Origin of the sequence: Streptomyces sp. NPDC101152 (genome assembly GCF_044768275.1) — a bacterium.
Classification (GTDB): domain Bacteria; phylum Actinomycetota; class Actinomycetes; order Streptomycetales; family Streptomycetaceae; genus Streptomyces.
The window spans coordinates 63,652-77,923 of sequence record NZ_JBIWPO010000027.1 but is presented as its reverse complement, the minus strand read 5'-3'; the positions used below and the strand labels follow the sequence as shown (position 1 = coordinate 77,923).

Sequence of the window (14,272 nt, the reverse complement as noted above, 5' to 3'; positions counted from 1 at the left end):
GGCGGCGCCGCCGTGGTACACGCAGTCTCATCCGCCACACCTCGCCCGCGCCACGTGCAGCTCCGGGGTGATCACCTGCTTGGTCTTCGGCAGCACGATCCGGCCGTCGAAGTCGCAGAGGTAGAAGTTGAACCAGGAGCCGTAGGACGCCGTCCCGGTCAGCGCGTTGAGCTTGTTCGGCAGCCGCTGCAGGACGCCCTCCACGGTGTGTTCGTTCTTGTTCAGCGTCCCGGCGAGATCGCCGAGCCCGGCGATGTCGTCCTTCAGCGGTGGACGCGCGTCCTTCAGCAGCCCCGAGGTGACGTCGGTGAGGTCGCCGATGCTCACCAGCGACTCCCCGATGGGCCCCCGGTCGGCCGACAGGCCCGAGATCACCCGGCGCAACTGCGTGAGCAGGTCCGAGAAGCGGGAGCCGCGCTTGTCGAGCGTGTCCAGGACGGTGTTGAGGTTGTCGACCACCGACCCGATCAGCTGGTCGCGGTCGGCGAGGGTGGTGGTGAGCGAGGCCGTGTGCGCGAGGAGGCTGTTCACCGTGCCGCCCTCGCCCTGGAGGGTCTGGACGATCTCGGTGGCGAGCTGGTTGACGTCGCTCGGACTGAGCGCCGCGAACAGCGGCTTGAAGCCGTTCAGCAGGGCGTTGAGGTCCAGCGCCGGCTGGGTCCGGGACAGCGGGATGGTGCCGCCCGGCCGAAGCCGGGCGGTGACGTCGCCGGGGCCCTCGGTGAGCGCGATGTACCGCTGCCCGACCAGGTTGCGGTAGCGGACGACCGCGCGGGTCCCCGCGAGCAGCGGCCGGTCCGAGCTGACGCTGAACGTGACCTCCGCCAGGGTCCGGTCCTTGATCCGGATGCCCTCGACCTGTCCCACCCGCACTCCGGCCACGCGGATGTCGTCGCCGGTCTCCAGCCCGGTGACGTCGGTGAACACGGCGTGGTAGGTGGCCGTCGGGGTGAAGGAGATGTTGACGATGGTGGCGGCGAGCAGCGCCGTCGCCGCGATCGTGACCAGCGCGAACAGGCTGAACTTGACCAGCGGGGCGGCGGTCTGCCGGGCTCCCGACCTGCTCATGCGACACTCACCGCCGTTCCGCGTGCGAGCGGACCGAACAGCAGGGTCGCGACGGGCGGCACCTGGTCGGCGGGGACGCCCAGGACGGGGGCCACGAGTGAGCCGACGGCCCGCTGCTCGGCCCGGGTGGCGGACACGTTGACACCTCCGGGGAGTGCGCCGGAGGAACCTCCGGCCGACGTACCGTCGTCGAGATGGGGTTTCGGGCCGGGCACCTGAGGATGCGGCAGGCCGCGGCAGTTCGGGCCGGACCGCTCGCCGTACACCGGCTCCTCACCGGGCTGGTACGCCCCCTGCGGCCGGACGACTTCGAGGGTGATCCGCATCTCGCCGCCCCGGAACGCGTCCTCCGAGGCCTTCTCCTGGCGGACCAGGCCCTGGAACAGGCACGGGTACTCGGGGGAGTAGCGGGCGAAGAGCTCCAGCGTGGGGCGGGAGACCCGGCCCAGGCTGATCAGCCGGTCGCCGTTCTCGGACAGGAAGCCGTTCGCCGTGTCCGCCACGGAAGCGGTCGAGCGGAGCACGGCGGCCAGCTGGTCCTGCTTGTCGACGATCGTGCGGCTGGTGGTGACCGTGTTGCGCAGAATGCGCATCAGGTCGGGCGCGGCGTCGCCGTACACCTCGGCGACGTCCGCGAACCGCGAGATGTCCTCCTTGAGGGAGGGCAGGTGCGGGTTGAGACGGCGCAGGTAACCCTCGACCCGGGTGAGGTTGTCACCGATCCGGCCGCCGCGGCCCTCCAGCGCCGTGGCGAACGCCGAGAGCGTGGCGTTCAGTTCACCCGGCTGGACCGTGCGCAGCAGCGGCAGCAGGTCGTTCATCAGCTGCTGCACCTCGATGCCGACCTTCGTGCGGTCCTGGGTGATGACGTCTCCGGCGCGGATGGGCCGAGCCGAGGAACGCGGGGGCGGGACCAGGTCGACGTACTTCTCGCCGAACAGGGTCTTGGGCAACAGACGGGCGTGCACGTCCGAGGGGATGTACGGGACGTACCGGGGATCGAGCGCGATGTCGAGCGTGGCCTTCGTGCCGTCCGCGTGCACCTCGCGCACCTCGCCGACCAGCAACCCGCGCAGCTTGACGTCGGCGCGTGGATCGAGCTGGTTGCCGAGGGTGCCGGCCTGAAGGGTGATGGGTACGACGGTCGTGAACGCCTGCCGGTACACGGCCACCGCGAGCGACAGCAGCAGCGCGAGCACGGCGAGGAAGGCGATGCCGTACACCCTGAGTCTCATTCTGTGCATGCGCACCGCTCTCACCCCGCTATCCGTACGGTCGTGGTCGCGCCCCAGATCGCGAGGCTCAGGAAGAAGTCCAGGACGTTGACGGCGACGATCGAGGTCCGCACCGCACGGCCCACCGCGACACCGACGCCCGCCGGGCCGCCGCTCGCGTGGTAGCCGTAGTAGCAGTGCACCAGGATGATCAGCACGGCGAAGACGATCACCTTGCCGAAGGACCAGAACACGTCGACGGGCGGCAGGTACTGGTGGAAGTAGTGGTCGTACGTGCCCGTCGACTGCCCGTAGTAGTCGGTGGTGATGGTGCGGGCGGCCAGGTACGAGGACAGCAGCCCGATCACGTACAGCGGGATCACCGCGACGAAGCCGGCGATCATCCGCGTCGTCACCAGGAACGGCAGCGACGGGACGCCCATCACCTCCAGCGCGTCGGTCTCCTCACTGATCCGCATCGCACCGAGCTGCGCGGTGAACCCGGCGCCGACCGTCGCGGACAGGGCGAGCCCGGCCACCAGCGGGGCGATCTCCCGGGTGTTGAAGTACGCCGACAGGAACGCCACGAAGTTGGAGGTGCCGAGCTGGTTGAGCGCCGCGTAGCCCTGCAGGCCCACCTCGGTGCCGGTGAAGAAGGACAGGAAAGCGATCACGCCGACCGTGCCGCCGACGACGGCGAGTGCGCCGCGCCCGAAGCTCACCTCGGCGAGCAGTCGCAGGACCTCCTTCTTGTAGCGGCGCAGGGTGCGGCCCGTCCAGGCCAGGGAGCGTCCGTAGAAGGACAGTTGGGCGCCCAGCTCTTCGAGTGAGCGCAAGGGGCGGTCGAGGACTCTTTGAGGTCTCATCGGCTAACCCCTCTGCGGGACGACCTGGAAGTACACCGCGGTCATCACGAAGTTGGTCACGAACAGCAACATGAAGGTGATCACCACGGACTGGTTGACGGCATCGCCGACGCCCTTCGGACCGCCCTGCGCGGTCAGCCCCTTGTACGAGGCGACGATCGCCGCGATGGCCCCGAACACCAGCGCCTTGATCTCCGCCGCCCACAGGTCGGACAGCTGGGCGAGGGTGGTGAAGGACGCCAGGTAGGCGCCGGGCGTGCCGTGCTGGAGGACGACGTTGAAGAAGTAGCCGCCCGCGACACCGACGACCGAGACGAGGCCGTTGAGGAGCACGGCCACGACCATCGACGCCAGCACGCGCGGTACGACGAGCCGGTGGACCGGGTCGATGCCGAGCACCTGCATCGCGTCGATCTCGTCCCGGATCTTGCGCGCCCCGAGGTCCGCGCAGATCGCCGTGCCGCCCGCGCCCGCGATCAGCAGCGCGGTGACGATCGGCGAGGCCTCGCGCAGCACCGCGAGCACGGACGCGGCACCGGAGAAGGACTGTGCGCCGAGCTGCCGGGTCAGGCTGCCGATCTGCAGCGCGATGACCGCCCCGAAGGGGATCGAGACCAGTGCCGTCGGCAGAATGGTGACGCTGGCGACGAACCATGCCTGCTGGATGAACTCCCGTGCCTGGAAGGGCCGTCGGGGCAGGGTCCGGACGACGTCCAGGGCCATCGCGAAGAGGTTGCCCGAGTGCCGGAGCGCACCTGTCGGGGAGAGTCTCATGCGCTGCTCACCCCCGTCCCGTGCAGCTCCGCCTCGCGTCTCGCGATCGCCTCCCAGCGGGGCGGGCGGGTGATGCCGGGGCCGGGCAAAAGGCGGGGAGTCAGGTCCCGGACGCGTGGACCCTCGTCGATCCGGGCCAGCTCCTGCTCGACCTGGGCCGCGTCCTTCTCCTCCGCCATGCCGATCGGCCCCTGCATCCGGCCGTTGAGGAACTGCCGTACGACGGGTTCGTCACTGGTCAGCAGCTCCTCGCGGGGTCCGAACAGCACCAGCTCGCGCCGGAACAGCAGCCCGATGTTGTCCGGGACCTGGCGGGCCGAAGCGATGTCGTGGGTGACGATCAGGAAGGTCGCGTGGATCTGTGCGTTGAGGTCGACGATGAGCTGGTTGAGGTAGGCCACGCGGACCGGGTCCAGGCCCGAGTCCGGCTCGTCGAACAGGATGATCTCCGGGTCGAGGACCAGGGCGCGGGCGAGCCCGGCTCGCTTGCGCATGCCGCCGGAGATCTCGCCGGGCAGCTTCTCCTCGGCGCCGATCAGCCCGACCATGTCCATCTTCTCCAGCACGACGCGCCGGATCTCGCTCTCGGACCTGCGGGTGTGCTCGCGCAGCGGGAAGGCGATGTTGTCGTACAGGTTCATCGAGCCGAACAGAGCGCCGTCCTGGAACAGCACTCCGAACAGCTTCCGCACCTCGTACAGGTCGTGCTCACGGAGCCTGGTGATGTCCCGGCCCTGGATCGTGATGGAGCCGCGCTCCGGCTTCAGCAGCCCCACGAGCGTCTTGAGGAACACCGACTTGCCCGTCCCCGAGGGGCCGAGCATCACCGACACCTCCCCGGCGGGCAGCGTCAGCGAGACGTCCTGCCAGATGACCTGGTGGCCGAAGGACTTGGTCAGCCCTTCCACACAGATCTCGACACCCATCCGGTCCCACCCTTCGCCCGCGGAGCAGCTCCGACATCTGCTCTACGGGGAGGCGCGGAACGTCCGTCGCGACGACCGGGATTTTTTTCGGACGTGTTGACGGCGTGCTACGGAAGCTTCGGTGACGGCGTGCTCGAAGACGTCCTCGGGACAGGGACCGGGGTGGAGAACGGAGCGGCCGGTACCGCCGGGGCCGGGGGCAGCGACGGGACCGACGAGACGGCCGACCTCGTGGGCAGGTCCGGCACCTTGGGCACGCCGGGCAGCGGTGGGACCTGCGGGGCCGACAACCCCGGGAGCGCGGACGAGGACACGCCCGGCACGCCCGGCACGGACAGCACGGGCACCGCCGGCGGCCGGGACTTCCCCCCGGTCGGTGAGGGCGTCCGACTCTGGGCGCCGGGCGCCGGGGGCGGGGAGGTGCGCGTCCTCAGGGTGAGCCCCCGGTCCGTCGCGTCGCTGCGCCGCACCTGCGCGTCGCTGGACACGGCCGACCGCGGCGCCGCACCGTTCCCCTTCCCGCCCGCATCGGTCGCGTACGGCAGCAGGAGCCCCGCCACCGCCAGGGTCGCCGCCGTCGAGGACACCGCGACCACCTGGGCCTTGCCACCCCCGCGCAGCCGCCCGCGCCCGACCAGGAACATCACCAGCCCCAGCGTCCCGGCCAGCGAGGCGCGCAGCGTGCGCCGGGCCCGGGCGAGCAGCGACTCGACGGTGCGGTAGCTGAGCCCCATCCGCACCGCGACCTGACTCACGTCCAGGTCCTCGGACTTCAGCCGGAGTGCCTCCGCCTGCCGGGCGGGCAGCTCACCGCTGCGCACGGCGAGCCACTTCGCCTCGGCCCGGTCGCACACCGCCTCCTCGACGGGGACCGGACCCGGCGCGACGAGCGTGGGGCGGCGGCCCACCTCGGCCTCTCGGTTGACCTGCCGGTACCGGTCGACGCACAGCCGCATCGTCACCGTCGTCAGCCAGGCGCCGAGCCGCTCGTCGTCGAGGTCCGGGCGTTCCGCGGCCCGCAGCATCGCCTCGTGCACGGCGTCCTCGGCGTCCTCCTGGCTCATGGAGCGTCGCCGGGCCACCTTGAGCAGCTGCTCGCGATGGCTCCACATGCGCTGCCAACGCTCCTCGGCGGCCGCTGTGTCCGCAGGCATGTCCGTCGCCATGTGGGCCCCTTCGCACTCACCCGCCGGTCCTGTGCTTCCGGCGGATGGCGACATTACCGCCGAGTAGTCGCGGTTGTGGAGGGGGAGGCGCTCATCGTGTTCCAGCCGTTGCCGATGGTCACGGCCCTGCGTCGGGCAGCAGCCCGCCGCCGGGCAGCGTGAGAGTCGGCTCGGGGACGGAGACCAGCGGCGTCCCGGACACCTTCGGCACACCCGCCGTCGGGGACGGGCTGGGGGAGGGTGAGGCGGGCGGCGCCGACGACGTGGGCGAAGGGCCGGGGACCGCCTTCCGGTCGTGCGACGACCTCGGCGGCGAGGGCTTCGGCCTCTGCGGGCGGGACGGCTTCGTCCGGTCCGACCGGGACCCGGTGGACGCGTCCGGCACCACGCGGTGTCCGGTCAGGTAGTACGCGTACCAGGCCTTGACGGTGCGCAGATAGGCGTCCGAGTGGTTGTAGCCCAGGATCGCCCGGTCCAGGTCGGCGGGGTTCGACAGGTCGCGGCCGCCCGCGCACAGGTAGCGGCCGGCGGCGAGCGCAGCGTCGTAGACGTTGTTCGGGTCCGACCGTCCGTCGCCGTTGCCGTCCGCGCCCCAGTGGGCCCAGGTGGACGGGATGAACTGCATCGGGCCGACCGCGCGGTCGTACACCGGGTCCCCGTCGTACGCGCCGCCGTCGGTGTCCGGCACGACGGCGAAGGCGCCGCCGGTCAGCCGCGGGCCGAGGATGGGCGTCACGGTCGTACCGTCCGGGGTCACCCGGCCACCCCAGGCCTGCCCGGACTCCACCTGGCCGATCGCGGCCAGCAGCTGCCAGCGCAGCCGGCAGCCGGGCGCCTCGCGCGCCAGTTCCTCCTCGGCACGCCGGTACGCGTCGAACACGGTCGCGGGCAGGGCGCCGCCGGCCGTCCCTTCCGGTGCCGGGTCGTTCTTCCGTGTCCGCAGCGGGGGAAGGCCGGTGCGGTACGGGGTGTCGCCGGACACGCTGGCGCCGTGCCCGGTGGGCGCCGCCTTCCGCGCGGGCTCCGCGGCCTCGGCCGAGACCGCCCCCGGCGCCTGCGATGCGGCCAGCACGGCCATCGCCGCCGCCGCGATCGCCGTACCCCTGGCACCCCTCAGTGCCCCCTTGAGTGCACGCGCTGTCACTGTGCAGTCCCCTCCGTGGGTGAATCCGTCGTCCGCTCTACGCGGCCGGAGGGCGGGTCCGTCGCGCGGAACGTGCCCGAAGGCCGCTCTTTCGGGGCTGACGGCCCCCGGCGGAACGTACATCGACGGATGTACGTCGCTCAGCCCACGGACGCACGCCGGGCCCCCGAAACGTCGCTCCGCGGTCTGTCGATCCGTGCCGGGCGCGGTTCTAGGGTGATGCGGGTCCGGTCACGAACGGACGCCGCCCCCCACCAACGACCTCCCCTAGTTCCGACGAGGACCCTTCATGATCGAGGCCCATTCCCTCACCAAACGCTACGGTGAGCGCACCGCCGTGGAAGATCTCAGCTTCACCGTGCGGCCCGGTGCCGTCACCGGCTTCCTCGGGCCGAACGGGGCCGGCAAGTCCACCACGATGCGGATGCTCCTCGGCCTGGACGCGCCCACCTCGGGCCGTGCCGTGGTCAACGGCAAGAGCTACGCCGACCACCGGGCGCCGCTGCACGAGGTGGGCGCGATGCTCGAGGCCCGCGCCATCCACACCGGACGCAGCGCCCGCAACCACCTGCTGGCGCTCGCCGCCACCCACGGGATCTCGGAGCGCCGCGTCGACGAGGTGATCGACCTCGTCGGGCTGCGCGCGGTGGCGAAGAAGCGCGTGGGCGGCTTCTCCCTGGGCATGGGGCAGCGGCTCGGCATCGCCAGCGCCCTCCTCGGCGACCCGGCCACGGTGATCCTCGACGAGCCGGTCAACGGCCTGGACCCCGAGGGCATCCTGTGGATCCGCAACCTGCTGAAGGGACTGGCCGCCGAAGGGCGCACGGTCCTGGTCTCCTCCCACCTCATGTCGGAGATGGCGCTGACCGCCGAGCACCTGATCGTCATCGGACGGGGACGGCTGATCGCGGACACCTCCGTCGCGGAGTTCACCGCACGGGCCGCCGGTGACCAGGTGCGGGTGCGCACCAAGGAGGCGGACAAGCTGCGCGAGCTGCTGACGGGCCCCGACGTGACCGTCTCCTCGCCGGAGCCGGGCGTGCTGCTGGTGACCGGCTTCAGCAGCGAGTGGATCGGGCAGATCGCGGCCGAGGAGGGCATCGCCCTGGCCGAACTGACCCCGCAGCAGGCGTCGTTGGAGGAGGCGTTCATGGAGCTGACCCGGGACGCCGTGGAGTACCAGGCACCCGTGGCGCAGGGCCTCGGCGCGGGCACGGAAGGGCGTGCGGCATGACGACACTGATGGCAACGGTGATCCCCGAGGCGGAACGCGGCGAGGTCAGCCAGCTGAAGGTGATCCACTCCGAGTGGATCAAACTGCGCTCGCTGCGCTCCACGCTGTTCACGCTGCTGGCCGCGGTGGTCGCGATGATCGGCCTCGGTTACCTGTTCAGCTACTTCACCGCCGACCGCTGGGCCCACCTGCCGGCCGACGAACGCCTGCACTTCGATCCGACGATGGTGAGCATGCGGGGCTTCTTCCTGGCCCAGCTCGCCGTCGGCGTCCTGGGCGTCCTGGTGGTCAGCGGTGAGTACGCCACCGGGATGATCCGCGCCTCGCTGTCCGCGGTGCCGCGCCGGCTGCCGGTGCTGTGGGCGAAGGCGCTGGTGTTCGGTGCCGTGACCTGGGTGCTGATGACGATCGCCGCGCTGATCGCCTTCCTGGTCGGGCAGGCGGCGCTGTCCAGTCAGCACCTCGGGACGTCCCTCGGCGCCACGGGCGTGCTGCGCGCGGTGCTCGGCGCCGGTCTGTACCTGACCGGCGTGGGCCTGATCGGGGTGGCGCTGGGTGCGCTGATCCGCAACACCGCCGGCGGCATCGCCACCCTGTTCGGGGTGTTGCTGGTCCTCCCGGTGCTCGCCGAGGCGCTGCCGTCCTCCTGGTACGACGCGATCAACAAGTACCTGCCGAGTACGGCGGGACAGGGCATCATCCACCTCCACGCGGACCCCAATACGCTGTCACCATGGACCGGTTTCGCAGTGTTCTGCCTGTACGCGGTGCTCGCGCTGGCCGGAGCGGCGGTGGCGCTCAAACGGCGGGACGCCTGATGCCGGCCGACCGCCCCCGGGCGCGTCGATGACCTACGCCCTGCCCCAGGCCGTGCGTGTCCGGGCCCGGTCGTGGGGGGCCCCCCCCGGGCGGGCCCGGGGGGGGCGGGGGGGCCCGCGGGGGGGCCGCCCCCCCGCCCCCCCCTCGGCCCCGGGCCGGCCCCCGCCCCAAAAACACCCCCACGGGGGGCCCCCCCCCCGGCGGGGGGGGGCGCCCCGCCCCCCCCCCCGGGGCGGGCCTAGCCCCCCCCCCCGCCCCCCGGCGGGGGGTGGCGGGCCCCGGTGGGGGCGCGCCCGCGCGGGGCGCGCCCGGCTGCGTCTGCGGACACGGCTGTCGCCGCAGACGGTGGACGCGCTCTTCGCGGCCGCCGTCTTCGCGATGCTGACCGGGGCGATGCACCGGGCCCTGCACCCCGTGCTGGGGCAACCGCTGCTGTTCAACGCGCTGCTGGCGCTGCCGCTCGTGTGGCGGCGCCGGGCACCGCTCGTGGCGTTCCTGTCGATGTCGGCGGTCGCCTTCGTCCAGTGGTGGCTGAACGTGCGTACGCCGACGGACATCACCCTGCTCATCGCGCTGTACACGGTGGCCGCGTACGCGTCGAAGCGGCACACCTGGCTCGCCATCGGCGTCCTGGAGACCGGTGTGCTGCTCGCGTCGGCCCGGTGGACACCGCCGGAACGGGTCTTCGAGTCGTTCGTCGCGCTGTCCGCGATGGCGGTGGCCGCGACGGTGATCGGCGTGAACATGCGCAGCAGACGCGCCCATCTGGCCTTCCTTGAGGAGCGGGCCGTACGCCTGGAACGGGAACGCGACCAGCAGGCGCAGCTGGCCGTCGCCGGCGAACGCTCCCGCATCGCGCGGGAGATGCACGACATCGTCACGCACAACCTGTCGGTGATGGTGGCGCTCGCCGACGGCGCCGTCTTCGCCCAGGAGCTCCATCCGGAACGCGCCACCGAGGCGATGCGCCAGGTCTCCACGACCGGCCGGCAGGCGATCACCGACATGCGGCGCTTCCTCGGCGTACTGCGCGCCGACGAGCCCGACGCGCTGCGCCACCCGATGCCGGGCATCGCCCAACTGCGGCCGCTGGCCGACCAGGTCCGCGCGGCCGGGCTGCCCACCGACCTCGACGTCTCGGGCGACCCCGCGGCCGTGCCCCTCCCCGCCCAGCTGACCGTCTACCGGCTGGTGCAGGAGGCCCTCACCAACACCCTCAAGCACACCCCGCCGGGCACCCGGGCCGACGTCCGGGTGCGCTGCGCGCCGGAGTACGTCTCCGTGCGGATCACCGACGACGGCCCGGCGCTTCAGTCCCCGGCCGAGTCCAACGGCCAGGGACTGCACGGGATGCGCGAGCGGGCCGCGGTGTACGGCGGCGAGTTCGAGGCGGGGCCGCGCCCCGACGGCGGCTGGCAGGTACGGGCCGTGCTGGCCCTCTCGGGAAGCGAAGCGTGATCCATGACGGTCAGAGTTCTCCTCGTCGACGACGAGCCGCTGCTGCGCATGGCGTTCTCCATGGTGCTGGACGCGCAGGACGACATGGTGGTCGTCGGCGAGGCAGGCGACGGCGCCGAGGCCGTGCGCCTGACCCGTGACGTGCGGCCCGACGTCGTCCTGATGGACGTGCGGATGCCGGGCGTGGACGGCATCGAGGCCACCGGGCAGATCGTGGCGCGGTGCCCCGAGGCGAAGGTGCTGATCCTGACCACCTTCGACCTCGACGAGTACGCCTTCGCCGGACTGCGCGCCGGAGCCTCCGGCTTCCTGCTGAAGAACGCGCTGCCCGAGGAACTCCTGGCCGCGATCCGCTGCGTGGCCGACGGGAACGCGGTGGTGGCACCCCGCATCACCCGGCTTCTGTTGGAGAACTTCGCCCACCAACTCCCCACCGGGTCCGACGGCGGTGTGCGCGGCGACGAACGGCTGGACCGCATCACCGCCCGCGAACGCGAGGTCCTCACCGAGGTGGGCCGGGGACTGTCCAACTCGGAGATCGCCGAGAGGCTCCAACTGGCCGAGGCGACGGTCAAGACGCACATCAGCCGCATCCTGCTCAAGCTGGAACTGCGGGACCGCGTCCAGGCGGTGGTCTTCGCGTACGAGACCCGCCTGGTCCGGCCCGGCTGACCCGTCCCACGGTCGGATCAGCCCCGGACCTGTTCGGCGACATGGCGCAGGAAGCCCGCGGCGGTGCCGCCGTCGCAGACACGGTGGTCGAAGGTCAGGGACAGGTTGACGACCTTGCGTATCGCCAGGCGGCCGTCGACCGCCCAGGCGCGGCCGGTGATGCGGCCCACGCCGAGCATCGCGGTCTGGGGGTGGTTGAGCAGCGGCGTGGCTCCGTCGACACCGAGGACACCGTAGTTGTTCAGCGTGAAGGTGCCGCCGGTGAGCCGGTTCGTCAAAAGCGCGCCCCGGCGGGCGAGCTCGGTCAGGGTGGCCAGTTCGCCGGCCGGCCCGTCCAGGGACAACCGGTCCGCGTTCTGCCTCGGTGCCTACCTGGCCCGCGCGGAGATCGGAGCCGTACTCGCCGGCCTGCGCGACCTGGTCGCGGACATGGAGCGGACCGGGCCTGCCCGGCCCGTGTACTCCAACTTCCTCAGCGGCCTCAGCTCCCTGCCGCTGGCTCTGAAAGCCTCCTGACCGGCCCCGCCCGCCGCCGCGTGGGCGGTCAGGCCGCCTCGGGCTGCAGAAAACGGGACAGCAGGTCGTCCAAGGTCACCATGCCGGTCAGGTCGCCCTTCTCGTCGCGGACGACCGCGAGGGAGGCGCGGTGTCTGCGCAGGACGTCGATGGCCTCGGCGACCGTGGTGGTCCCGGCCAGCTCCGGTACCGGGCGGGCCAGCCGGTGGGCGCTCGTGGTGCGGTTGCGGGCGCGGGCGACCAGGGCGTCGCGGGCGTGCAGCGAGCCGAGGACGGTGTCGCCGTCGCGGACCAGGAGACGGGTCCGGTCGCTGTCGGCCGCCACCTTCAGCACCGTGTCGGCATCGGCGGAGCCCTCCACCGAGGTGATCCGCGCGGCCGGGGTCTGGAGGTCGCCCACGGGGGTCTCGGGCTCGGTCAGCGAACGGGTGAGCAGCTGCGAGTCGGCCGCGCTGATCAGGCCCAGCCGCTGGGACTCCGCCACGAGGTGGGTCAGCTGCTCCCGGTTGTGGACCGAGGCCGGCTCCTCGCGCGGGGCGACCCGGCACAGTCGTACGAGTGCGTTGCTGACGGTGTCGAGCAGCGAGATCAGCGGGCGTACGGCCTTGACCATGGCCCGGAACGGCGGCGACAGCAGCATCGCGGAGCGCTCCGGGTCGGCGATGGCCCAGGACTTGGGCGCCATCTCGCCGACCACCCTGTGCAGGAACACCACGACGATCAACGCGACGGCGACGGCGACGCCGTAGCTGACCGCGGCGGGCAGACCCAGCCGGTGCAGCAGCGGGTCGAGCGCGTGCGAGACGGCGGGCTTGGACACGGAGCCCAGGCCCAGGGTGCACACGGTGATGCCGAGCTGCGCGCCCGCCAGCATCAGCGACAGCTCACGCATGCCGGACAGGGCCGCCTCGGCGCCGCGCCGCCCCTCGGCCGCCGCCTTCTCCACGCGGTGCCGCCTGGCCGCGACCAGCGCGAACTCGGCGGCCACGAAGAAGCCGCTGCCGATCAGCAGCAGGACCGTGACCAGGAGTGCCATCGGGAAACTCACGTCTGCCCCTCCTCCCGTACACCGGTGGCCTCTGCGGCGGTCAGCCGCCGCAGGCGGACCCGTTCCGGCACGTGCCGGTCCAGGCTCCGTACCTCCAGCGCGGCCCGTCCGCCGTCGGGCAGCTCGACGGTGATCCGGTCGCCGATCGCCGGGAAGCGGCTCAGCCGGTCCACGATCAGCCCGGCTACGGTGTCGAAGTCGTCCTCCGCGGGCAGTTCGACGCCGGTCGCCTCGGCCACCTCGTCGAGCCGGCGGCCCGCGTCGACCAGCCAGCCGTCGCCGTCCGCGACCGCGAGGGCGACGACCGTGTCGGACTCGTCCGCGATGTCGCCGATCAGTTCCTCGGCGATGTCCTCGTAGGTGACGATGCCTGCCAGCCCGCCGTGGTGGTCCAGGACGACGGCGAACTCGTCGTCCCCCCGGCGCATCTGCTCCACCGCCTCCGGCAGCGGGAGGGTGTCGGGCAGCAGCAGGGGGCGCCGGGCGAGCGCGCCCGCGGTGGTCGTGGGGAGCCGGCCCGCGGGCAGCGCCATCAGCTCCCGCACACCCAGGACGCCCGCCACGTCGTCGGGGTGGTCACCCAGCACCGGGTAGTCGGAGTGGCCGTGCTCGGCGATCAGGTCGACCGCCTCGGCGGCGCTCGCGTCCTTGCGGACGAAGACGGCGTCCGCGCGCGGCACCATCACCTCGTCCACCGTGCGCTCGGCGAACTCCAGGGCGTGGTCCAGCAGGTCGGCGGTGTCCTTCGGCAACCGGCCCTGGTCGTGCGACTCGCCGATCAGATGGCCGAGCTCCTCCAGGGTGGCGCCGTGGTGCAGTTCCTCGACCGGTTCGATGTGCATCTTGCGCAGCAGCCGGTCGGCCGCCTCGTCGAAGACGCGCACCACCGGGCCGACGACCCTCAGATACGCCAGCGTCGACGCGGCCAGGCCCTTCGCCAGCCGTTCGGGCACCACGATCGCGAGGTTCTTCGGGGCCAGTTCCCCGAGCACCATCTGCACGACCGTGGCGCCCACGAAGGCGAGCACCCCACAGACAGCGGTGACCGCCGTGTCGGGAAAGCCGACGCCGGACAAGGCCGGTCCGAGCAGCGCGGACACGGACGGCTCGGCGATGAAACCGACGACCAGGCCGGTCACGGTGATGCCCAGCTGAGCGCCGGACAGCATGAACGACAGCCGCTCCAGCACCTTCAGCGCCCGGGCGGCCCTCCGGTCACCGGCCTCCGCCTCACGGGCGAGGGCGAGCCGGTCGGCGGAGACGTACGCGAACTCCTGAGCGACGAAGTAACCGGTCCCGGCGGTCAGCACGAACACGGCCAAGAGACCCAGGACGGCAGGCGCGGCACTCATCCGGCACCACCCCGT

15 protein-coding genes are annotated in these 14,272 nt (G+C 72.2%); 5 read left to right on the top strand and 10 right to left on the bottom strand.

The annotated features are described in order from the left end of the window. Positions 1-27 precede the first annotated feature (27 nt). The 7 genes from ACIRVK_RS29240 to ACIRVK_RS29210 all read right to left on the bottom strand — a co-directional run bounded on the left by ACIRVK_RS29240 (position 28) and on the right by ACIRVK_RS29210 (position 7,158). Positions 28-1,068: an MCE family protein gene (locus tag ACIRVK_RS29240; protein ID WP_404252214.1), complete on the bottom strand. Its 1,041-nt coding sequence runs from the start codon at positions 1,066-1,068 to the stop codon at positions 28-30. Next, a complete protein-coding gene (locus ACIRVK_RS29235) occupies positions 1,065-2,312 on the bottom strand; it encodes an MCE family protein (RefSeq protein WP_404252212.1) in 1,248 nt (415 codons plus the stop codon). The genes ACIRVK_RS29240 and ACIRVK_RS29235 overlap by 4 nt, the downstream gene beginning before the upstream one ends. Before the next feature lie 11 nt (positions 2,313-2,323). Then, complete coding sequence (locus ACIRVK_RS29230) at positions 2,324-3,148, bottom strand: MlaE family ABC transporter permease (protein ID WP_404252210.1); 825 nt, start codon at positions 3,146-3,148, stop codon at positions 2,324-2,326. Positions 3,149-3,151: 3 nt separating this feature from the next. Further along, on the bottom strand, positions 3,152-3,922 hold the full coding sequence (locus ACIRVK_RS29225) for an ABC transporter permease (RefSeq protein ID WP_365588579.1): 771 nt from the start codon (positions 3,920-3,922) through the stop codon (positions 3,152-3,154). Continuing rightward, positions 3,919-4,848 (bottom strand): ABC transporter ATP-binding protein, encoded by a 930-nt coding sequence (locus tag ACIRVK_RS29220; RefSeq protein WP_404252208.1) that lies wholly within the window; start codon positions 4,846-4,848, stop codon positions 3,919-3,921. The genes ACIRVK_RS29225 and ACIRVK_RS29220 overlap by 4 nt, the downstream gene beginning before the upstream one ends. 107 nt (positions 4,849-4,955) lie before the next feature. Then, the gene (locus tag ACIRVK_RS29215; RefSeq protein ID WP_404252206.1) at positions 4,956-6,014 is read right to left on the bottom strand and encodes a sigma-70 family RNA polymerase sigma factor; all 1,059 of its coding nucleotides are present in this window, start codon (positions 6,012-6,014) and stop codon (positions 4,956-4,958) included. A 118-nt stretch (positions 6,015-6,132) separates the two neighbouring features. Further along, complete coding sequence (locus ACIRVK_RS29210) at positions 6,133-7,158, bottom strand: lytic transglycosylase domain-containing protein (RefSeq protein ID WP_404252204.1); 1,026 nt, start codon at positions 7,156-7,158, stop codon at positions 6,133-6,135. 289 nt (positions 7,159-7,447) lie between these two features. Here ACIRVK_RS29210 and ACIRVK_RS29205 point away from each other — a divergent pair, with 289 nt between their 5' ends. The 4 genes from ACIRVK_RS29205 to ACIRVK_RS29190 all read left to right on the top strand — a co-directional run bounded on the left by ACIRVK_RS29205 (position 7,448) and on the right by ACIRVK_RS29190 (position 11,341). Next, positions 7,448-8,392 carry an ABC transporter ATP-binding protein gene (locus tag ACIRVK_RS29205; RefSeq protein WP_404252202.1) on the top strand — a complete coding sequence of 315 codons (945 nt, stop codon included), beginning with the start codon at positions 7,448-7,450 and terminating at the stop codon, positions 8,390-8,392. Beyond that, positions 8,389-9,210, top strand: a complete 822-nt coding sequence (locus ACIRVK_RS29200) for an ABC transporter permease (RefSeq protein WP_404252200.1) — start codon at positions 8,389-8,391, stop codon at positions 9,208-9,210. Before ACIRVK_RS29205 ends, ACIRVK_RS29200 begins: the two co-directional genes overlap by 4 nt. Positions 9,211-9,556: 346 nt before the next feature. Then, the gene (locus ACIRVK_RS29195; RefSeq protein WP_404252198.1) at positions 9,557-10,669 is read left to right on the top strand and encodes a histidine kinase; all 1,113 of its coding nucleotides are present in this window, start codon (positions 9,557-9,559) and stop codon (positions 10,667-10,669) included. A gap of 3 nt (positions 10,670-10,672) precedes the next feature. After that, entirely contained in the window at positions 10,673-11,341 is a 669-nt protein-coding gene (locus tag ACIRVK_RS29190; RefSeq protein ID WP_404252196.1) for a response regulator, read from the top strand. 17 nt (positions 11,342-11,358) lie between these two features. Here ACIRVK_RS29190 and ACIRVK_RS29185 read toward each other — a convergent pair whose 3' ends face one another. Beyond that, on the bottom strand, positions 11,359-11,685 hold the full coding sequence (locus ACIRVK_RS29185; protein ID WP_404252194.1) for a 2-oxo acid dehydrogenase subunit E2: 327 nt from the start codon (positions 11,683-11,685) through the stop codon (positions 11,359-11,361). Here ACIRVK_RS29185 and ACIRVK_RS29180 point away from each other — a divergent pair. Beyond that, positions 11,603-11,857 carry a hypothetical protein gene (locus tag ACIRVK_RS29180; protein ID WP_404252290.1) on the top strand — a complete coding sequence of 85 codons (255 nt, stop codon included), beginning with the start codon at positions 11,603-11,605 and terminating at the stop codon, positions 11,855-11,857. The two genes, ACIRVK_RS29185 and ACIRVK_RS29180, sit on opposite strands and share 83 nt — an antisense overlap. 28 nt (positions 11,858-11,885) lie before the next feature. On the opposite strand, the gene ACIRVK_RS29175 is transcribed toward ACIRVK_RS29180, so the two are convergent. Both ACIRVK_RS29175 and ACIRVK_RS29170 read right to left on the bottom strand, forming a co-directional pair. Then, the gene (locus ACIRVK_RS29175; protein WP_404252192.1) at positions 11,886-12,905 is read right to left on the bottom strand and encodes a hemolysin family protein; all 1,020 of its coding nucleotides are present in this window, start codon (positions 12,903-12,905) and stop codon (positions 11,886-11,888) included. Beyond that, entirely contained in the window at positions 12,902-14,257 is a 1,356-nt protein-coding gene (locus tag ACIRVK_RS29170) for a hemolysin family protein (RefSeq protein WP_404252190.1), read from the bottom strand. Before ACIRVK_RS29170 ends, ACIRVK_RS29175 begins: the two co-directional genes overlap by 4 nt. Between the last annotated feature and the right edge of the window lie 15 nt (positions 14,258-14,272).